This window comes from Erythrobacter sp. (assembly GCA_019739335.1).
Classification (GTDB): Bacteria; Pseudomonadota; Alphaproteobacteria; order Sphingomonadales; family Sphingomonadaceae; genus Alteraurantiacibacter.
In genome coordinates, this window is sequence record CP073261.1 from 854,402 (window position 1) to 874,434 (window position 20,033).

Consider the following 20,033-nt stretch of genomic DNA (forward strand, 5'->3'; position numbering starts at 1 on the left):
ATATGACCTCCAAGGGTCATCGGTTGCGCTGCTGCTCCGCAAAAGCCAGATGATGCGAGATCATGTCGAGCAATCCTGAAATCACCCCGCCCCCCGCCGCCAACGATGGCCCCGGCGCGCCCGATCTCTCGGTGGGAGATCGCTACTTCAACCGCGAATTGTCGTGGCTTTCATTCAATGACCGGGTGCTGGAAGAAGCGAACAACGCCGCCTACCCGCTGCTCGAGCGACTGCGCTTCCTCTCGATCTCCGGCAGCAATCTCGACGAATTCATGATGATCCGCGTGGCGGGGCTGGCCGGGCAGGTTCGCAGCGGGGTGAGCGAAATGTCGCTCGATGGGCGCACCCCGCGCCAGCAGCTCGCTGCGATCACCACTCGCGTGCGTGAACTCGAAGAGAAGCAACAGCAAGCCCTCGCCGCGCTGCGCCCGCTGCTGGAAGACGAAGGCATTCATATCGCCGGGGAAGATCGCATCGATGACGCTGCCGAGGCATGGCTCCGGCAGTATTTCGTCGATCACATCATGCCGGTCATTACCCCGCAGGCGCTTGATCCGGCGCATCCGTTTCCCTTCGTTGCCAATATGGGCATCGGGGCGCTGTTCAATCTGACGCGGCTGAGCGACGGCAGCCAACTGGTAGAGATGGTGCTGATCCCCAGCGCCTTGCCCCGCTTCGTGCGCATTCCCACCGAAGTCCTGGGGGACGATGCGATCTATGTCGCCATTGAGCGGCTGGTGTGCCGCTTTGCCAGCCTGATCTTTCCCGGCTTCACGATCAACGGGGACGGCGTCTTCCGCGTCCTGCGCGACAGCGACATGGAAATCGAGGAAGAGGCCGAAGATCTGGTCCGGCTGTTCCGCAGCGCCATCCAACGACGGCGGCGCGGGCAGGTCATCATGCTGGAGATCGACGAGAGCTTCGATCGGGAAGCGGGTGAACTGCTACGCGACAAGTTGGGGCTTAGCCAGGCCTTCATCACCGCCACCGAAGGGATGCTGGGCATATCCGGGTTGGCGCAAGTGGTGGCGGAAGATCGCCCTGAATTGAAATTCGTCCCCTACGCCCCGCGCTATCCAGAGCGCGTGCTGGAGCATGACGGGGATTGCTTCGCGGCGATTTCCGCCAAGGATATCGTCATCCACCACCCTTACGAAAGTTTCGAAGTGGTGGTGGATTTCCTGCGTCAAGCCGCCGCCGATCCCAATGTCGTCTCGATCAAACAGGCGCTCTATCGCGCGGGCAACCAGCCGACTGTTATCAATGCGCTGATCGCTGCTGCCGAAGCGGGCAAATCGGTGACCGCAGTGGTCGAACTAAAGGCCCGCTTCGACGAGGAGCAGAACCTGAAATGGGCGGCCGAACTGGAACGCGCGGGCGTGCAGGTGATCTACGGCTTCATCGACATGAAGACCCACGCCAAGATCAGCATGGTAGTGCGCGCGGAAGAAGGGGCCCTGCGCACCTACTGCCACTTCGGCACCGGCAATTATCACCCGGTGACAGCCAAGGTTTACACCGATCTCAGTTACTTCACCGCCGATCCGGCACTGGGCCGCGATGCGGGTAAGCTGTTCAACTTCGTCACCGGCTATGTCGAACCGCTGGAGATGGAGCGCCTCGCGATCAGCCCGCTTTCGCTTTACGAGCGGATTATCAGTGACATCGATCATGAAATCGCGCTGGCCCGCGCGGGCAGGGCCGCCACGATCTGGGCGAAGATGAATTCGATCACCGATCAGGGTATTATCGACAAACTCTACGAAGCCAGCCAGGCCGGGGTGGAGATCATGCTGGTGGTGCGCGGGATCTGCTGCCTGCGCCCCGGTGTGCCCGGTCTGTCGGAGAACATTACCGTCAAATCGATCATCGGCCGCTTCCTCGAACACAGCCGCATCTACGCCTTTGGCAATGGCGAGCCGATGCCGAGCGACAAGGCCAAGGTCTATATCTCCAGCGCCGACCTGATGGAGCGCAACCTGCACCGCCGGGTCGAAACCCTGGTGCCGATTGCCAACACCACGGTCCACGATCAGGTGCTCGACCAGGTGCTGCTCGCCAATCTGATCGACGTGCAGCAAAGCTGGCTGCTTGATGGTGAGACGGGGGATTATCACCGAGTGGACAGCATGGCTGCACTTGAGCGGCGCGGCTTCAACTGCCACGAATATTTCATGACCAATCCATCGCTCAGCGGGCGCGGCGAAGCACTGAAGGACAGCCGGGTGCCGAAGCTCACCTTGCGCAAGGGCGACCGGTGACGATCACAACCGCGAAACGCAGCGCGCAAGTGATCGAGGTGCCGGACCGGGCGGTGATCGACATCGGCTCGAACACCGTGCGGCTGGTGGTCTATTCCGGCCCCCGCCGCGCGCCCAACGTCTGGTTGAACGAAAAGGTGACCGCGCAACTGGGGCGCGATCTGGCGACGACCGGGAAAATACCGCGGGAAGCGCAGGAACTGGCGCTTTCCGGCCTCACCCGCTTCGCCGCGATTCTGGATGATCTGGGGGTGGAGGATATCGCTACCGTCGCCACCGCCGCCGCGCGCGATGCCAGTAACGGCGGCCAATTCGTGGCCAAGGTTCGCGCGCTGGGGCTCGATCCGCGCGTGCTGACTGGTGTCGAGGAAGCCACTGCCGCCGCCTTCGGCGTCATCGGTGCATTTCCGGGCACCAAGGGAATCGTCGCCGACCTTGGCGGTGGCAGCCTCGAACTTGTCGCGATCGAGAACGGCACCTGCCATGACGGGGTCAGCTTGCCGCTCGGCACCTTACGTCTGCCCGCCTTGCAGGCAAGGGGCGAAGCGGCTTTCCGCAAGGCGGTTAAGTTGGAGCTGGACAAGGCCCGATGGGCAAAAGCGTACGGCGGGCCGCTCTATCTGGTCGGCGGCACATGGCGGGCGCTGGCGAGCTATGCGATGCACAAATCGCACTATCCGCTCACCGATCCGCAGGCCTACTGCCTCTCGCACGAGGAAGCGGAGGCTGTGGCCCGCAAGCTGGCGAAATGCGATCCGGCCAAGCTGACCGGCATTTCGGGCATTTCCGGCAACCGCGCTTCGGGCCTGCCCGATGCGGCGGCGATGCTGCGCGTGATGCTCACCCAGTTCGCGCCTGCCGAAGTCATCATTTCCGCTTGGGGATTGCGCGAGGGGCTGCTTGCCCAGCGGCTGAGCGACGCGGCGCGAGAGCAGGATCCGCTGCTCACCGCCGTCACCCATTTCGCCACTCCGCGCGGGGCGGACATCACGAGTGCAACGCTGAAAATGGCCTGGACCGCCGAAGCGACAGACGGGCGCAATCGCGGCAGTGAGCGCATCCGGCTGGCCGCGACCATGCTGACGCAGGCCTCCGCGCGGATCGAGCCCAATATGCGGCTGTCGCATTCGACCGACTGGGCGCTGGAAAAGCGCTGGGTAGGTCTCGATCACACCGGCCGGGCGATGATGGCACAGGCGCTGCGCGCCAGTTGCGGCCAGCCCGCGATTGTCGAGGAATACCTGCGCATGGCGAACGCAGATCAGCTCCACCGCGCCTCCGCCTGGGGACTCGCAAACCGGCTGGCGCGCAAAATCGGCGGCGGCACGCGCATTTCGCTGCGCAACTCCATGCTGCGACGCGAAGACGACACACTGGTGCTGCGAATCAAGGAAGACCGCGCCTATCTGAAATCGGATTCGGTCGAAAGCGAACTTGCCCGGCTGGCGGGCTGGATCGGCCTCCATCATCGTATCGAAATCGGCGGAATCTAGGCGCTCCCGGTCACTGAGTGCGTTAGGGCTCACCGATTGCAGGTTCCCCTTGCACTTCCTCTCCCACTGGCGTTGACTAAGTCTCCTTGCAGGGAGAAAGCAGTGCCGGAAGTGTTTCACCCATACGCCAGCTTCGGCATGCAAGAGCGCACAACGATGCGCTTTGAAGCGGATGTGTTCGAGTGCGAGGTCCTGGGCGAAGTTCCAGCGGAATTGCAAGGTGCTTACTATCGCCTCGGTGGGGACCGGCAGTATCCTTCGCTGGAAGGCGACATCGTCCTCAACGGCGATGGCATGGTCAGCGCCTTCTGGTTCGAAGACGGCCACGTCTCCTTCCGCAGCCGCTACGTCCAGACCGAGCGACTGAAGGCAGAGCGCGCGGCGCGGCGGCGGCTCTATGGCCTCTACCGCAACCGCTACACCGACGATGCCAGCGTCTCCAACCTGCCCCAGCGCGACAACACCGGCAATACCTTTGCCTTCGCCCATCACGGCGAACTGTTCGCCCTGCGGGAAGACAGCCGCCCTTACCGGATCGATCTGGATACCCTGGAAACGCTGGGAGAGGGACAATGGGGAGACCTGCGCTCAACCGCGCTCACCGCGCATCCCAAGATCGATCCGCAGACCGGCGAATGGTGGAGCTACGGCGTGTTCGCGGGCGGGGAGCCGACGACCGATGCCAGCCTGCACGTGTTCGATGCCGAAGGCACACTGATCCGCGAGCAATGGTTCCAGACCCCCTACCCCGGCCTCAGCCACGACTGGGGCGTGACGCGTGAGCATCTGGTATTCCCGATCATGCCGCTCACCGCCAGCAAAGCACGGCTGCGCGCGGGGAAGCCCTATTACGAATACGATCCCGATCTCCCCGGCAAGTGGGGCGTGATGCCCCGCAATGGCGATCCGGCGCGGGACATGCGCTGGTTCGATGTGCCCGGCGTGATGGGGCACGTGATGAACGCCTATACCGAGGGCAACTGCGTGGTGGTGGACACCCCGATCAGCCCAGGCAATTGCTTCTCCTTCTTCGCCGACAAGCACGGCAACCTGCCGAACATGTCGGAAACGATCACCCAGATCACCCGCGTGGTGTTCGACCTCTCCAAGCCCGATGCCGAAGCCGTCAGCCTGCATCCGCTCGCGGGCGCGAAAGGCGATATGCCGAAGATGGATGACCGCTTTGCGATGGCGAAGTACCGCCACGGCTGGTTCGCCCTGCGCGATTTTCCGCGCATGGGGATCGGCCAGATCGACTGGGAAACGGGCGAGGTGACGGCGCAAACGCTCGAAGGTGCGGCGGCGCAGGAACCGCTGTTCGTGCCGCGCTCGCCTGATACGGAGGAAGGCGACGGCTTTATCTTCACCGTGGTCGATCGCTTCGCCGAACGCCGCGCCGAACTGCTGATCCTCGACGCGCGCGATGTCAGCCGCCCACCGCTCGCCACGGTGCGCCTTCCTTTCGCCATGCCGATGGCGTTTCACGGATGCTGGGTTCCCTCGAAGGAGAATGCAATATGATCGATACCGCGAAAGCCAAGGCCACGCTCGAAGCACAGCTTGCCGAATTGCAGGGCAGGCTCCAGCACATCGAGGACGATCTGGACGAGCCGCACGACCCGGATTCCTCCGAACGCGCCGTGCAAATGGCGGACGACGAGTCGCTCGAGGGGCAGGCGCGGCTTGTAGCGCGCGAGCTGGCGTCGACCCGCCGCGCGCTGGAACGCATCGCGACTGGCGAATACGGTTACTGCGTGCAGTGCGGTGACGAGATCGCGGCAGGCCGGCTGGAGGCGCGCCCTGAAGCCGCGCTGTGCATCACCTGCGCCAGCAAGGGCTGACGCAGGTGATGGTACAAGCGCGGGTTACTCTGCGGGAGGCTCGTCTGCTTCCGCCTCATCGGCATCGGCTTCTTCGACCCCGATAACGGGAACGTCCACGGTCCGTTCCTCGGTGCCGACCGTAACTTCGGGCGTGTCCACGTCATATTCGGGAAGATTGCCGCCCTCGACATTCACATCGGGCATCTCGCCTTCTTCGGTCTGCTCGACATCGCAAGCGGCGAGCGCCAGCGAAGCGGTGCCGAGGGTGATGGCCATGGCTAATTTACGCACGTCAGTTCTCCTGTTTCTGCAAGCCAAGCAACGAACAGGTGGTGGTAATCGTTCCGATTTTCTTCACGTCACCCGCTGGACGAAGCCCGCCACCATCGCCTCCGTCTGCGCCTGGTCGCTGCCGATGCAAAGGCCGGGGCTGAGGTGGTTGTGGCCGGTGAGATAGTGCATTTCGGGCAAGCGGCCCTTGGCTGCGGTCCATTGCTCCACGACCTGTGCGGCCTGCCGGTGGAAGTCGTCGGGATCGAATTCGGCCACGCTGAACTGCAACGGCACGGGTGAAGCAATCAGCCCAGCAAGCGCCGAGGCTGGCCCCCAGCCCGCCACATCCTCCCCGTAATAGGCCTTGTTGAAATCGTTCACGGCGCTGGTACGGACATCGTAGATGCCGCTGAGGAACACGGCCCCGGCAATTCCCACGGCATGATCGCGCGCATGGGCGAGGTAGTTGGCAATATGGCTCGCCCCGGCGCTCTGGCCCATCAGCACGATCCTTGCCGGATCGCCGCCGTGGGCTGCCACATTCGCGCGCAGCCAATCGACGAACAACCGCATATCCTCCACCCCGCTGGGGAAGCGGTGCGCGGGGGCGAGGCGGTAGGTCATGGTCACCCCCACCCAGCCCATCCGCGCGGCAAAATCGCCCACGTTGGAATAGAACGGCGAGCTTTCGCTATGCTTGTCCCCCATCACGAAGCCGCCGCCGTGGACGTAGACCAGCACCGGCGCACCTGTCGGTGTGCCTTTGGAAAACACGTCGAGCCGGTGGCGCGGGTCGGGACCGTAAGATAGATCGCGCTCAACCTGCGTAGACGGGTCCATGCCAAGATTGATCGATGCCATTAGCGCCTCCGTGGCGCCGAGCATCGCGGGCGAGAGATCGGGGCCCAGTTCTTCCAGCCTGGCACGCAGTTCAGGCGACATCTTCAATCTCCTTCGTGACGCACTTGTGGAGATCGCCGAGCGATTTCCTGCGCAAATGGGTGGCCAACTGAGCGGGGATCGTCAGAAACCGTAGCGCAGGCCTACCCAGAAAGTCTGCGGCGCGCCCAGATCCATCGATCCGCCCTGGTTGCGAGTAATAATCGTCTCGTCCCACAGGTTCTCCACCCGGCCCACCAGCGACAACTGCGCTGTCAGCGGGAACTGCGCGAACAGGTCAAGCACGGTGGCGGCGGGGAGCACATCGTCCTCCTGATCGCCTTCAAACTGCTTGGCAACGTGGCGTAGCGTAGCTGCCACAAGCCCCCCCTCGATATATTCATAGGCACCCGTCAGGCTGGCTGCGAAGGCGGGGGTCTGCGCCGGGCGATTGCCATCCAGCGGTGCCGCGAACCCATTGCCTGCGACTTCGGCGTCGGTAATCACCAGCGTTCCATTGAGGCTGAACGGCCCGCGCTCGATGTTCGCTGCAAGCTCCAGCCCGGTCGCCTCGATGGCATCGAGATTGCGCCGTTCGCGCAGGTTGGTGGCTATGGTGACGTTGGCGATGGCATCCTTCACGCGGTTGTCGAAGTATGTCGCGGCGAAGGAAATGCCCGGCGCTGGCGTCAGGTCCAGCCCCAGCTCCCAGCCCTCCAGCCGTTCCGGAGCAAGCGCGGCATTGGCCTGCGTCGTCACCGGGAACACCACGAAGGGGCGGTACAACTCGTTGAGCGTCGGCAGGCGGAAGCCGGAATAGGCGGCGGCACGCAAGGTCACCGCCTCGCTCGCTTCGAACAGCGCACCGGCGCGCCAGGTCACTTCCCAGTCGGAACGGTCGGCATAACTGTCTTCACGGACTACGCTCCCATCAGCCGCCAGTGCCCGGTAATAGCCGCCGGTAATCGAATAGCGATCCGCGCGCACCCCGCCGGTCAATGTGAGCGCACCGACCTGCCAGTCGTTCTCCAGATAGAGGCCCACATCGTCGGTCGCGCCCCCCGCAAACCGCTCTTCGGTGAGCGCGCCGGTGAAGGCGGAAATCGCGTCCTCGAACAGGTCGCCTTCGGCACGGCGATAGTCCAGCCCGACCCGCAGCGTGTGCGCTTCGCCAACCGGGGGACGGACTTCGATTTTGCCGCCCATGCCGGCGGACGGGGTATCCTTCTGGTCGAGAACCGGGACAAAGCGGGTCGAGGAAATCACGACATTGGTGAAATTGCGCCACTGGCCGTAGGCCAACGCGTCGACCTGCCAAGGCCCCCGGCTGACCACACGCAGCGAGACATCTTGCCCTTCTGAGGAGTTGTCAGCACCCTGGAAGCGCAGCACGCGGCTGTCCTCAAACGCCAGCACCCGCGCCTGCACTTCGAAGTCGCCAAGCTGCTGCACCACGCGGCCTCCGGCAGACCAGCTGTCGTAATTGGCACGGCTGGTGGCGGGCACGCGCTGGTCTTCGGGTGTGGTGAAAAAGCCGTCGCCCCGGTCCCAGCGGCCGTGGATCACCGCGAACCCGTCACCCAGTTCGGGCGCGAGCGTGGCGCTGAGTTCGGTATCGCCGCGAAAGTTGGCGAGGCCGCTGGCAGTGACGAGGCCGAGGGTGGCGGCATCGGCGCTTTCCAGCTCGATCGTGCCCGCCAGCGCGCCCGCGCCGAACGGGCCGGAGCCGCCGCCGCGGGTGACGCGGATGCTGTCCAGCCGTTCGGGCGCGATGGCGCTGAAGGGGATGTAGCCGAAAAAGGGATCGGCCACCGGCACCCCGTCGAGCAGGATCAGCGCCCGGCTGGTGGCATTGCCCCCGAGCGCGCGCAGTGTCGCGCCCTGCGCGGAAGGGTTGGACGAGCGGCTGTCCGAACGGCGGAACTGCTGGAACCCGGCGACATTGGCCAGCGCATCCTCCAGCCGCCCGCTGGCGGTGGTGACAATCTGCTCGCGGTCCAGCTCGACGGTGGAATAGGCGGGCGTGCCGGGCGTATCGGGCAGGCCTTCGCCGAGCACGATGATGGTGTTCTCTTCCGCCTGCTCGCCCTGCTCCTGTGCAGCGGCTGGGGTGGCGATGAACGGCAGGCAAAAGCCGGCAAGCAGCAGATATTTCATGGCGTCACACGATCCGAAATTGATTTTGTCCGAATCCCTTAGCGACATAAACTTGGCGCGTCACCCCGGCATTGGCAGGCAGGCCGAGAATGAAGTCAGTGCGAGACGAGCGACAGCGCCTGCCGGAAAATGCTCGCGGCCAGTTGGTCAAAGCAGACGAAGGTGATTGCATCGAACGCGTCCGGGAAATCGCGCAGTTCGGCAAGAGAGCTGTCGATCGCAACATGGGCAGCTTTTTCCATCGGATAGCCGAAAATTCCTGTGGAGATGGCGGGGAAAGCAATCGTTCTCAGACCATGCTTCCTGGCGATCGCCAAGGAATTGCGGTGACATTCTGCCAGCTGTCTATCCTCACCATTGTCGCCACCCCGCCAAACGGGGCCGACGGTATGGATGATGTTTCTGGCCGGCAGCCGATATCCCTTGGTCAGCTTGGCTTGCCCGGTTTTACACCCACCGAGCAGGCGGCATTCGTGCACCAGATCCGGGCCGGCAGCGCGATGGATTGCCCCGTCCACCCCTCCTCCGCCGAGCAGCGAAGAATTGGCAGCGTTGACCACCGCGTCGACCGCATAGGTAACAATGTTGCCCTGTTCGACGGTGATCGTGTCAGTCATTCACCGCCGTTAGCCTGACGATGGAAGCGCGTCGAGCAACACCGTCTTCGTCTCCAGGTAGCCCCACAGCCCTTCCTCGCCGCCTTCGCGGCCAATCCCCGATTGCTTGTAGCCGCCGAAGGGCGCGGTCCATTCCATCCGCATACCGTTCTGGCCGACCACGCCGGTGCGGATGCGCTTGGCGATGGCGTAGGCGGCGTTCGCGTCGGTGGTGAACACGCTACCGTTCAGGCCGAAGTCGCTTTCGTTGGCGATGCGGATTGCATCCTCCTCGTCATCCGCCGGTATCAGGCACAAGACTGGTCCGAAAATCTCCTCCTGCGCAATCTTGCTGCGATTATCGACGTTCGCAAATAGCGTGGGCTGCATGTAATAGCCCTTGTTCAGATGCGCAGGGCGATGGCCGCCTGTGACGAGCTGCGCGCCCGAAGCCTTGCCCGCCTCGATATACATTTCTACGCGTTCGAGCTGCCGCCGCATCGCCAGCGGGCCGAGCTGGGTCGCGGGATCGGCGGGATCGCCGATGACCACGCCTTCCATCACGCCCTTGATCGCTTCGGCCAGTTCGTCGTGCCGCGCGCGTGGGACAATGGCGCGGCTGAGCATCGCGCAGACCTGCCCGCTCATGACGGTGATGGTGTTGCCGAGGATCTGCGCCGCCACTTCGATTGGGAAATCGTCGCGGATGATCGCGGCGCTCTTGCCGCCCAGTTCCATCGTGAAGCGGGTCATGTTGCCGCCGCAGACGCTGGCGATGTGGCTTCCGGCGGCAGACGAGCCGGTGAAGCTGACCTTGTCGATCAGGCGCGAATGGATCAGGTGATCGGCGGCCTCGCGGCCAGAAGGGACGAGGTTCACCGTGCCCGGCGGCAGGCCCACCGCCTCGGCGGCTTCGGCGAGGATATAGGCCTCGAGCGGCGTTTCCGGCGAGGGTTTCATGATGATGACCGAGCCGGAAATGAGCGCGTAGGACACCTTGTTCGCCATGATCCCGAACGGCCCGTTCCACGGCGCGATGCCGACGACCACGCCCACGGGTTCGCGGCGGATCACCACCGTGTCCACCGCCATGCCGGGCTTGCGGCTTTCCCATTCGAAGGTGGTGCCGAGCATGGCCAGCCCGCGCAGGCCTGCCACCGCGCTGCCGTGCATCATTGGCGCAAAGCTGGCGAGCCCGCCGACCTGCGCCGTCCATGCTGCGGCCAGTTCGGGCACGCGGGCTTCAAGGTAATCGACCATTTCGAGCAGCTTGGCCTGCCGTTCCTCCGGCGGCGTCTGCGGCCATGGCCCATGATCGAAGGCATGGCGCGCGGCGGCAACGGCCGCGTCCATATCGCGATTGCCCGCCGCAGCGGTGCGGGCGACGATTTCCTCGCTCGCCGGGTTGATCACTTCGATGGTCTCGTTTGACAGCGGCCGCACCCATTCGCCGCCGATGAACAGCTTGTCGGGGTGGGCGATGTTTACGCCTTCGGGGGTCATTGCGGCCTTCTCCTCTTCACTGAATTCCCGCCTTCGCGCGGCGCTAATAATTCGACATGATCGTCAGCGCCTGGCTATCCAGCGGTAGCCCGCGCCGTTGCAGTTCCAGTTCGCGCTCGCGTAGCGGTCCCTGCACCGAGATAAGGTAGGCCTGGATCGCACGCACCTGTTCGGCGTTCAACCGGTCGGCAAAGCTGGGCATCCCCTGCGGCACGAACAGGCCCTGCAGCAGGATCTGTTCGAACCCGGCGTGGATATTCGGGGCCATCCTCCGCAGATCGGGCAGCGGCGCGCGCGGCTGGTTCGAATGGCAGATCATGCAGTTTTCGGTGAACAGCGCGTTGCCCATGGCCAAGGTTTCGGGCGTCACGCCCTCGAACTGCGCAGGCGGAGCAGGCGCGGGTTCGATGGGCGGCAAATCGGCGGGCACGGGCACTTCGCCGCCACCAAGACGGAACACCAGCAGCCGGTTGGCATTGCCCTTTGAATAGGCCGCCGAATAGCCGGGCACGAAGCCCCAGCCGCCGCCGCCCCAGCCGGTCTGCACGGCGATATATTGCACCCCGTCCACGCTATAGGTCATCGGCGCGGCCATGATGGTGGAGCCGGTTTCGACCTGCCACAGGGCTTCGCCCGTATCGCTGTCGCGCGCTAACACCGTGCCTGCGGCGTTGCCGTGGAACACCAGCCCGCTTTGCGTCGCCAGCACCCCGTGGCGATCCTGCCAGCCAAGGCTGTCGACACTCCACCTGGTCTCGCCCGTCATCGGATCGATGGCGCGCAGCTGGCTGGTGAACGGCTGGTCGAGCACCCATTGCCAGCTCGGCAGCGCGCGGACCGCTTCGGCCATCGGTGGCGGCAGCGTGTTGATCGATTGCTGGATGTCGGCGGTGAAGAGGATCGCGGTGCCCGGGTTGAGGAACTTTTCCTGCCGCTCGGGCGGGGTATTCGGATCGCCGGTGAGGAACAGCAGGTTGCCCATGTCCAGCACGTGAGCGAAATAGGTGTTGCGGCCCGGATCGTAGGCGGCGGGGTACCAGTTGCGCGCGCCGGGGGAGCCGGGGAAGACGATCTGCGGCTGGTCGCGGTAATCGCTGGTGGCGGGCGTCAGGTTGGGGCGCTGGGTTTCGTAGTTCCAGCCGTCGGCCCAGTTCATCCGTACGATGGGGTTGGCCTGGTGCACTCGCCCGTCCTCACGGTCGATCACGAAAAAGAAGCCGTTCTTGGGGGTGTGCAGCACAACCGGGCGCTGTTCGCCGTTGATCTCCTGTTCGGCCAGGATCATCGGCTGGGTCGCGGTCAGGTCCCAGCTGTCGCCGGGAGTCTGCTGGATGAACCAGTTCATTTCGCCCGATGCGCGGTCCACCGCCACCAGACTGCTGAGATAGAGATTGTCCCCCCCGCCCGGTGAGCGGACGTGGACATTGATCGGATCGCCGTTGCCGGTGCCGATGATGACCTGGTCGAACTGCGGATCGTAAGTGATCGCATCCCAGGCAGTGCCGCCCAGCCCGATGTCGTAGCGCGATGTCTCGCTCCAGGTTTCCAGCGCCGCTTCCAGCGCCGGGCTTTCCTGCGGCCCTTCGGCGGGATCGCGCGGCACGGTGAAGAATCGCCACGCCTGCTCGCCGTCAGAGACGCGATAGGCAGTGACATAACCGCGCGTATCGTACTCTGCCCCGGCATTGCCGATCACCACGATATCGCCCGCCACTTCGGGTGCGCCGGTGACGGTGTAGGCGCGGTCGCGATCGGTTATCGTATCCACCTGCCACGCGATCAAGCCGTCGTCAGCGTTGAGGGCGTAGAGAATCCCGTCCAGCGCGGCGACGAACACCAGCTTGCCGTCGGGTCCGTCGGCCACCGCTACCCCGCGATTGGCCCAGTCGCAGCAGGCCGAGCGGGTAATCTGCATGTCCATTTCGGGCGTGAAGGTCCACAGTTCCGCACCCGTCGCGGCGTTCAGTGCATAGACCTTGCCGAGATTGCCCGAGGTGTACATCACCCCGTCGATCACCACCGGCGTGGCTTCCTGCACCCGCTCGCTGCCCAGATCGTATTCCCACGCCAGCCCCAGCTCGCCAACATTGGCGGGGGTGATCGTTTCCAGCCGGGAGAAATGGCTTTCGGCCCAGTCGCCGCCGGGATTGTCCCAGTTCTCGCCCGCGCCGTAGGCGGCGGTATCGATGGAGGCGGGATCGAAGCTCTCGCTGCAGGCAGCGAGGGAAAGGCTGGCGGTCAGTGCCAGCACGAATGCGCGGATCATAGCGGCCATGCTCCCCGATACTGTTCGCACACTGATCGCAAGCTGCGCGGCTTCCTGCCAGTCACCCGCTCCACATCGTTCGAGGCGATATCCATGAAACCCTCGCGGATCGACTGGCCGAAAGTCACCATGCCTTCGCTTGCCCAGGGGATCGGGCCGTTGGGATCGACATCCGCCGACTTACGCGGCACGCCGAGTGAATCGAAGTAGGCGAACATACCCTGGTCATCGACATCGTGGACCGCAATCGGCTTGCCCGCCATGTCCGCAATCAGTGCCATGGCATCGGGAAGCGTCCACAGGTCCGGCCCGGTCACGTCATAGGCCATGTTTTCGTGCCCGTCCTGCAGCAGCACCGCGACGGCGATGGCAATGCAATCGTCGCGGCTGACAATCGGCACGCGGCCCGTCCCGGCATTTTCGGGCTTGCTGCCAGCGGCCAGTGCCGGGATCGCCATCGCCGTGGCGACCGCTTCGGCATAGAGGCTGTTGCGCAGGAAAGTGTAGGCCACGCCCGACTGCTCGAGAAGTTCCTCGGTGGCGATATGATCGAAGCCTTCGACCGAAGGATTGCCCGGATTGCGGGCTCCGAGCAGCGAAGTGTAGACGATCTGCGAGACCCCCGCCGCCTTGGCCGCCGCGATGGCATTGCCGTGCTGGCGCGGGCGCTGCCCCACCAGCGTGGTGGAAATCAGCAGCAGCTTCTCGCCCCCCGCCATCGCCTCGACCAGCCCATCGGGCGAATCGAAATCGGCAGCGCGAACTTCCGCCCCGCGCGCGGCGAGATCGGCCAGCTTGTCGATCGAACGGCTGAGCGCGATGACCTCTGCCCCTCCATCCAGCAATTTTTCGGCAGCAGCATGGCCGAACTGGCCCGATGCGCCCGATACGATGATCTTGCCCAAGTCTCTCTCCCGTCGGCCATCCGCGCACGAGTCAGCCGCTCGCGCTTTCCCCAGTGGGCCGCGATCATAACGACTGTTACGATTGAGGCAACTGCTCGTGGTGCGCCTTCATCGGATGCTGGCACGGCATTGTTTTGCTGCTAGACCACTGGCTGCAACAGGGGATTGAAAGGGGCTTTCTATGAGAATCAGGCCTATTGCGGCTGCCGCGATGGTGGCAGGCGGACTGCTGGCGGCTGCACCAGCACTGGCGCAGAAAGCGGCGGCCTACCCGCCGGTTTACGTGTTGGGCGAGGAGGACGATGCCGATCTACTGTCCTGCGGCACTTCCTACGGTCAGGTTCTCCGGGCTGCCAGCAATGCCTTCACCGCAGCAGGTGTTCCAATTGGAACGGAACAGATGGCACTCGATCAGCAGGCGCTGACTTTCTACATCAATCTCAACATCGCCCCGATCGTCTTCGATGACGGCGAAGATGCCGGATCATGCTACGGCGCGGTGAATGTGCGTTTGTCGAGCTATGCCTTCCTTACGGAACCGGTGACAGGAACCAGCCGCTTTGCCACACTGGCGTTCTGCATGGATGGCTTCAGCTTTACCCTCACCCGCTCTTCGCTGCGCCGCTCGGTCGACCAGCAGGTGACCGAGAAGGTGCAGGCCTGTCTGGCCGAATGGAACGGATCGGCAGCCTAGGCAACCTCCACCATATGGCGACGGGGTCTAGAGCCAGCGCCTGACACGCGCGCGGTAATTGCGGAACTCGGCTCCGAACAAGTGTTCGAGCGCGCGTTCTTCCGGGCGGATCTGAAAGCGCGTGATCCACGCAGCGAACAGTAGCGGGCCGAGCAAGGCCAGCGCATTGCTCAATACCAGCGCGACACTGAGCAGAATCAGCGCCATGCCCAGATACATCGGGTTGCGGGTAAAGCGAAAAATGCCGCCGGTGACCACGCTGGTCGCCTTTTCGGGGTGAAGCGGATCGACTGTGGTTGCCTTGCGGCGGAAGGCCAGCACGCCCGCCGCCATCGCCGCAAGCCCGGCCACGCCAAGCGCGATGCCTGCCAACTGCAACGGTGCGAGATCGGGCCGTGCTGCGATTGGGCCGAATTGGGCAGCCGGGACCCAGCGAGCCGCGGCAAGTTCAGCGAGCAATACGGCGAACGCCACCACCGGCGGAGGGATCCGGTTTTCGAGAGGATGGGCGCGGGTCATGTGCCTACCCTTTATGCCCAGACGATGCGTGGTGCGAGGGCCCAGTCGATGGCATTGCCCCGCACTTCCAGCGCCACGCGGCTGTAGCCCTCTTCCCCGGCCACGTCTTCCAGCAGCACGGCATCGGCCTGCCGGGTGACGCCGCGCACCAGCAGCGGGCGGCTGGCGAAGAGTTCGCGGGCGAAGCGGATGCGGTCTCCCTCCAGCGCCAGCGATTGGCGGCCATCGACCAGCGTCACAGCCGCGAATTCGCGCCCCGCCGCCAGCATGGGATCGTGCACCAGCACTGCGCCGCCGTGATAGCTCCAGCGCCACGAAGCCAGCCCGGCCAGTGGAACCGCCGCAGCGCCCGCCAGCACGTTCCTGCGCGAGACTTTCATCGTGCCACCTCGTGCGGTCCGGCGGCGAGATAGTCGGCAATCGCCTGCAATTCTTCATCACTCACTTCGCCGCGCGGGATGGCAGGCATGTTGCCGATGCCCTGCCGCGCCGCGAGAACTACATAAGGCGCCGCGAGGTTGTCGCGCGCCTCCAGCAAGGCCACTTCGCGCGTGCGGGCGAGCAGCCCGGTGCCCATGCCGTTGGCGGCGTGGCACATCGCGCAATGCTGGACATAGAGCGCCTCGCCCCCCGTGGCATCAGGACGCTGCGCCAAAGTCACGGGTTGCGGCATGGGTGGAGGCCCGGCGCGTTGCTGGGCCTCTTCCTGCTGCGCCACGGCCGCCGAACAGCCCGCCAGCAGGCCGCTCATCGCGATGATTGCCAAGCCCCTCATGCCCCGCGCTCCTGCCTGTATGCACTGCCCCAGATGCCGCTCTTACCCGGCGCAATGATGCCGTTGGGATCGAGCGCATCCTTGACCGCCTCGTTCATCCGCCCCAGCGCGCCATTGTTGAAATCATAGCTGCCCGCGACAAGGTCCATGTAATCCAGATGCGTCCGGTATTCGCCGTAACCTTCCGCCTTGGCATCGGCCACCAGCGTGCGGAAGAATGGATCGACCCGTGCCATCATGGCCGGATCGTCCTTGTTGAAAATCATCGCGTTGACATTGATCAGGTGCCGCTCGCCGAAGGCAAAGCTGCCCTGGTAGTCCATCCCGTATTCCTGATAGCGGGCATAGGTGCGGCGGAATTGCGCCAGCGCGGTGTCGCCATCCTGCGGGATGATCGGGCTGAACCCGATGTGCCCGCCGCGCCCGCCGTACCAGTTGACGTTTTGCATCGGGAAGGTGATCGGCGTGCCAGTCCAGCCGGTATATTCGATCGGCTGCCCGCGCACCCATTCGGTCGGGCGGACCGAGAGCGGACCTGCCGCGCCGATGGCATCGTTGAGCACGCGGAACGCGGCGCGGTTCACCTCCTCGCGCCCGTACAGCCGCAGCGAGACGCCCCACCAGCCGATGTTGAACTGGCGGCGGATCGCGTCGATCACAGAGTCAGAGAGCGCGCCGGATTCGTCGGTCCACTGGTCGCGGGTGGTCAGAACGGCGGCGGCACGCATCCAGTTGCCGATGCTGGGCGATTGCGTGAGCAGCCGCTCGCGGCGCAACGGCGCCAGCGTATCGACCATTACCTTCAGATCTTCGGGCCGGTCGAATTCGACATCCATGCCCATCAGGCTTTCGGGCTCGGGCATCAGCCACATGCCCATCTTTGTGACGATCCCGAAGTTCGATTGCACGAACATCTGGTCCCACCCCGGCCCGAAGCCGAACGGATAGGCCTGCCAGGTCGGCGCGCCGCTGAACGCGCCCATGCCGGTGCGCACCACCTCACCATTGGCCAGCACCACTTCCAGCCCGCAGATGTTCTTGGTGTGCTCGCCATAGGGGGTGTAGCCCACCCCCCGGTCGAGCGCATTGCCCATCACACTGCCCCAAGAGTTACCGGGCGTGCTGAGCCAGTATGGCAGGTTGTTGCGCTGGATATAGTCGTAAAGATCGTAGAATCCCACGCCGGGTTCGAGCAGCACGGTGCCGTGTTCGGCATCGAATTCGATGGCTTTCATGCGGGAGAGGTCCATCACCACAGAGCCTGCCAGCACCGGCGCAGAGCCGCCGTAGCCGAGGTTCTTGCCGCGCGCGATCGGGAAGACCGGCAGGCGATACTGGTTGGCAATGCGGAGCACGGCCTGCACTTCCTCGACCGTATCCGGGGCCACCGCGCCCGCCGGGTGATGCCCGGCATCGTCCACCGCGAATTTGTCGCGATAGCTCCGCTGGTCGAGCGCATCGAAAAAGACTTTGCCCGAACCCAGCGCGGCTTCGAGCGCGCGGCGCGCTTCGTCCAGCCGCGCGGCGCTCATCCCCGGTGGCAGCGCCTGTTGCGCCATTTCGCCTCTCCCATGACTTTAACGATCGTTACTTTTCCGCTAGCGGTGGCGGAAGTCAAGCGAAGGGGAGATCGCTGCGTGCCGACAAGGGCAGAACTTTACGCCATTCTCGACACCTATCTTGACGCGCTGGCCGCGCGCGACCCTTCGCTGGCGCCGCTTGCCGACGAGGTGTTCAATACCGAAAACAACGTCCGCCTCGCCGTGGGCGACGGACTGTGGAACACGATCACCGCGCGCCACGAGTATGATCTGCGGTTTGCCGAGCCCGAGCGCGGGCAGGTGGCGCTGTTCACCGCCGTGGAGGAAACCAACGCGCTCAATCCGTGCTGCATTCGGCTCGAAGTTTCCGATGAATGCATCACCGGGATCGAGACGGTCGTGGCGCGCAACAAGGACGAGGGTTTCCCGTTCGGCCCGCAGCGATTCGTACAACGCGACGAGATGGAGGATCTGCTGATCGAGCCAGCCGACCGGGATGAGCTGGTGCGGGTGGCCAACGGCTATTTCGACACGATCGAGCGCAACGACGGGACGATCCGCACCAAATTCTGGCCGCAGTGCAACCGCATCGAAAACGGCGTCCAAACAACCAACAATCCCGATTTCCCGCTCCCCGTGGCGCGGCTGAGGTGCGAGGAGCAGTTCGCTCTGGGCTGGTATCGATACGATGACGAACTCCGCGCCCGCCGCTTCCCGCTGGTGGACCGCGAGCGCGGGATCGTGCTCACCTATGGCTTTATCGACCATTCGGGCAGGCTGGGCGACTACACCCTGACCGACGGCACGCCCGCCAGAAGCCCGGTGCGCCGCCCGCACTCCTATTATCTTGCCGAGGCCTTCCGTATTCGTGAGGGTGCAATCGAGGCGGTGGAAGCGGATTTCCTGACGGTGCCGTACCGGATGCCATCGCCGTGGGACGGCTTGACCAGTCCCCCTCCCGCTGGCGGGAGGGGTTAGGGGTGGGAATAATAAGTAACACCGCACTCGCTGGACAGGCCCTCCCCCGGCCCCTCCCGCAAGCGGGAGGGGAGAAGAAATGACGGCTCGCAATATCCTCGCACTCATCCTCCTCGGCGGGGTCTTCGTGATGGAGGGGTTCGATATCGCCGCGATGGGCATTGCCGTACCCCGGCTCGAGGCCGCGCTCGACATCGCACCGGCCAATTTCGGCTGGGTGCTGACCGGCATTCTCGTCGGGCTCGGCGTGGGCGGCGCGACGCTGGCACCGCTGGGCGACCGCTTCGGGCGCCGCGCACTGATCGTCGCCGGGTGCCTGGCGACCGGGATGTTCACGCTGGCGACTTCCACCGCCGCGACCCCCACCGCCTTCCTGATCTGGCGCTTCCTGACCGGCTTTGCGCTGGGGGCCTGCCTGCCCAATGTCAGCGCGCTTTCCAGCGAAATCGCCCCGCAACGGCTGCGTGCAACGGTGATGGCGCTGGTTTCGGCGGGGATTCCCATCGGCCTGTTCCTGGCGGGAGAATTCGCCCCGCCGATCATCGCCACATGGGGCTGGCAAGGGTTGTTCTACGTGCCCGGCGGCATGGCCATAGTGCTGGCCGCCGTGCTCTGGTTCGTACTTGACCCCGGCGTGCCTGCCAGCGCCGCTAATCAGGGCAAGCGCGCAGTAGGGGCCAAGCTGCCTCAGCTCACGCTTTTTTCCGCGCCGTGGGCCTTCCCCTTCGCGGTGTTCGCCGGGATGCTGGGGCTGAACGCGCTCAATCTCTACCTGCTCAATTCGTGGCTGCCCACCATACTGCCGCAAGCAGGGATGAGCCTCGATTATGCGGCGCAGGTAACGGGGCGGGCGAACCTTGCGGGCCTTGCCATCGGCATCGGCTTCAGCGTGCTGATCGACAACTGGCGCAAAGGTCCGGCGCTGAAGTTGATGTTCGGCAGCATGGCGGCGAGCTTCCTAGCCATCTGGCTCACCGCGCCCGATCACACCCGCTGGGCGCTGCTGCTGATGCTGGGCGTGGGCGGAGCCAATGCGGGCGGCATGGTACTGCCGGGGCTGGCGGCGCACCTGTTCCCGGCGCGGTTGCTGTCTTCGGCAGTCGGCATGGGCGTACTTGTGGCGCGGCTGGGTGCCTTTGCCGGACCACCGCTGGGTGCGGCGATGATTGCGGCGGAGGTGCCCGCACAGACTTTCCTCGGCGTGGCAGCGTTCCCGGCGATGGCCTGCGTGCTGGTGGCGCTGCTGGTGGGAAGAGCTTTGCTGGTAAAGGCGCGGATTGAAGAAGGTGAAACTTCGCTCTCACCCACTCCGCCCCAAGCATCCCAAACCCGCTCACCCTGAGCTTGTCGAAGGGCACGGGCCGAAGGTA

The 20,033-nt window shown here is 64.6% G+C and carries 18 protein-coding genes; 7 read left to right on the forward strand and 11 right to left on the reverse strand.

Annotated features, from left to right (window positions below; all coding sequences use genetic code 11):
* Positions 1 to 62: 62 nt before the first annotated feature.
* The 4 genes from JY451_04100 to JY451_04115 all read left to right on the forward strand — a co-directional run bounded on the left by JY451_04100 (position 63) and on the right by JY451_04115 (position 5,595).
* Positions 63 to 2,261, forward strand: coding sequence for an RNA degradosome polyphosphate kinase (locus JY451_04100; protein QZH75779.1), 2,199 nt, complete (start codon positions 63 to 65; stop codon positions 2,259 to 2,261).
* Positions 2,258 to 3,754: a Ppx/GppA family phosphatase gene (locus JY451_04105; GenBank protein ID QZH75780.1), complete on the forward strand. Its 1,497-nt coding sequence runs from the start codon at positions 2,258 to 2,260 to the stop codon at positions 3,752 to 3,754. The genes JY451_04100 and JY451_04105 overlap by 4 nt, the downstream gene beginning before the upstream one ends.
* Before the next feature lie 138 nt (positions 3,755 to 3,892).
* Positions 3,893 to 5,275: a carotenoid oxygenase family protein gene (locus tag JY451_04110; protein QZH75781.1), complete on the forward strand. Its 1,383-nt coding sequence runs from the start codon at positions 3,893 to 3,895 to the stop codon at positions 5,273 to 5,275.
* On the forward strand, positions 5,272 to 5,595 hold the full coding sequence (locus JY451_04115; protein QZH75782.1) for a TraR/DksA family transcriptional regulator: 324 nt from the start codon (positions 5,272 to 5,274) through the stop codon (positions 5,593 to 5,595). Before JY451_04110 ends, JY451_04115 begins: the two co-directional genes overlap by 4 nt.
* Positions 5,596 to 5,619: 24 nt before the next feature.
* On the opposite strand, the gene JY451_04120 is transcribed toward JY451_04115, so the two are convergent.
* The 7 genes from JY451_04120 to JY451_04150 all read right to left on the reverse strand — a co-directional run bounded on the left by JY451_04120 (position 5,620) and on the right by JY451_04150 (position 14,156).
* Positions 5,620 to 5,853, reverse strand: coding sequence for a hypothetical protein (locus JY451_04120; GenBank protein ID QZH75783.1), 234 nt, complete (start codon positions 5,851 to 5,853; stop codon positions 5,620 to 5,622).
* 78 nt (positions 5,854 to 5,931) lie between these two features.
* On the reverse strand, positions 5,932 to 6,792 hold the full coding sequence (locus JY451_04125; protein QZH75784.1) for an alpha/beta hydrolase: 861 nt from the start codon (positions 6,790 to 6,792) through the stop codon (positions 5,932 to 5,934).
* 81 nt (positions 6,793 to 6,873) lie between these two features.
* On the reverse strand, positions 6,874 to 8,886 hold the full coding sequence (locus JY451_04130) for a TonB-dependent receptor (protein QZH75785.1): 2,013 nt from the start codon (positions 8,884 to 8,886) through the stop codon (positions 6,874 to 6,876).
* A 95-nt stretch (positions 8,887 to 8,981) separates the two neighbouring features.
* Positions 8,982 to 9,503 (reverse strand): O-acetyl-ADP-ribose deacetylase, encoded by a 522-nt coding sequence (locus JY451_04135; GenBank protein QZH75786.1) that lies wholly within the window; start codon positions 9,501 to 9,503, stop codon positions 8,982 to 8,984.
* Positions 9,504 to 9,512: 9 nt separating this feature from the next.
* Positions 9,513 to 10,985, reverse strand: coding sequence for an aldehyde dehydrogenase (locus JY451_04140; protein QZH75787.1), 1,473 nt, complete (start codon positions 10,983 to 10,985; stop codon positions 9,513 to 9,515).
* A gap of 43 nt (positions 10,986 to 11,028) precedes the next feature.
* Complete coding sequence (locus JY451_04145; GenBank protein ID QZH75788.1) at positions 11,029 to 13,251, reverse strand: PQQ-binding-like beta-propeller repeat protein; 2,223 nt, start codon at positions 13,249 to 13,251, stop codon at positions 11,029 to 11,031.
* A complete protein-coding gene (locus tag JY451_04150; protein QZH75789.1) occupies positions 13,248 to 14,156 on the reverse strand; it encodes an NAD(P)H-binding protein in 909 nt (302 codons plus the stop codon). The genes JY451_04145 and JY451_04150 overlap by 4 nt, the downstream gene beginning before the upstream one ends.
* Before the next feature lie 181 nt (positions 14,157 to 14,337).
* Here JY451_04150 and JY451_04155 point away from each other — a divergent pair, with 181 nt between their 5' ends.
* Positions 14,338 to 14,850, forward strand: a complete 513-nt coding sequence (locus tag JY451_04155) for a hypothetical protein (GenBank protein ID QZH75790.1) — start codon at positions 14,338 to 14,340, stop codon at positions 14,848 to 14,850.
* A gap of 27 nt (positions 14,851 to 14,877) precedes the next feature.
* Here JY451_04155 and JY451_04160 read toward each other — a convergent pair whose 3' ends face one another.
* From JY451_04160 to JY451_04175, 4 genes are read right to left on the reverse strand one after another with little or no spacing between them, the layout of a single operon-like run.
* Positions 14,878 to 15,369: an isoprenylcysteine carboxylmethyltransferase family protein gene (locus JY451_04160; GenBank protein QZH75791.1), complete on the reverse strand. Its 492-nt coding sequence runs from the start codon at positions 15,367 to 15,369 to the stop codon at positions 14,878 to 14,880.
* 11 nt (positions 15,370 to 15,380) lie between these two features.
* Positions 15,381 to 15,749: a hypothetical protein gene (locus JY451_04165; protein ID QZH75792.1), complete on the reverse strand. Its 369-nt coding sequence runs from the start codon at positions 15,747 to 15,749 to the stop codon at positions 15,381 to 15,383.
* Complete coding sequence (locus JY451_04170) at positions 15,746 to 16,144, reverse strand: cytochrome c (protein QZH75793.1); 399 nt, start codon at positions 16,142 to 16,144, stop codon at positions 15,746 to 15,748. Before JY451_04170 ends, JY451_04165 begins: the two co-directional genes overlap by 4 nt.
* Positions 16,141 to 17,676, reverse strand: coding sequence for an FAD-binding oxidoreductase (locus JY451_04175; protein ID QZH76552.1), 1,536 nt, complete (start codon positions 17,674 to 17,676; stop codon positions 16,141 to 16,143). Before JY451_04175 ends, JY451_04170 begins: the two co-directional genes overlap by 4 nt.
* 105 nt (positions 17,677 to 17,781) lie before the next feature.
* Between JY451_04175 and JY451_04180 the strand changes: the two genes are divergently transcribed.
* Positions 17,782 to 18,663: a hypothetical protein gene (locus JY451_04180; protein QZH75794.1), complete on the forward strand. Its 882-nt coding sequence runs from the start codon at positions 17,782 to 17,784 to the stop codon at positions 18,661 to 18,663.
* Positions 18,664 to 18,742: 79 nt separating this feature from the next.
* The gene (locus tag JY451_04185) at positions 18,743 to 20,005 is read left to right on the forward strand and encodes an MFS transporter (GenBank protein QZH75795.1); all 1,263 of its coding nucleotides are present in this window, start codon (positions 18,743 to 18,745) and stop codon (positions 20,003 to 20,005) included.
* The last annotated feature ends 28 nt before the right edge of the window (positions 20,006 to 20,033 follow it).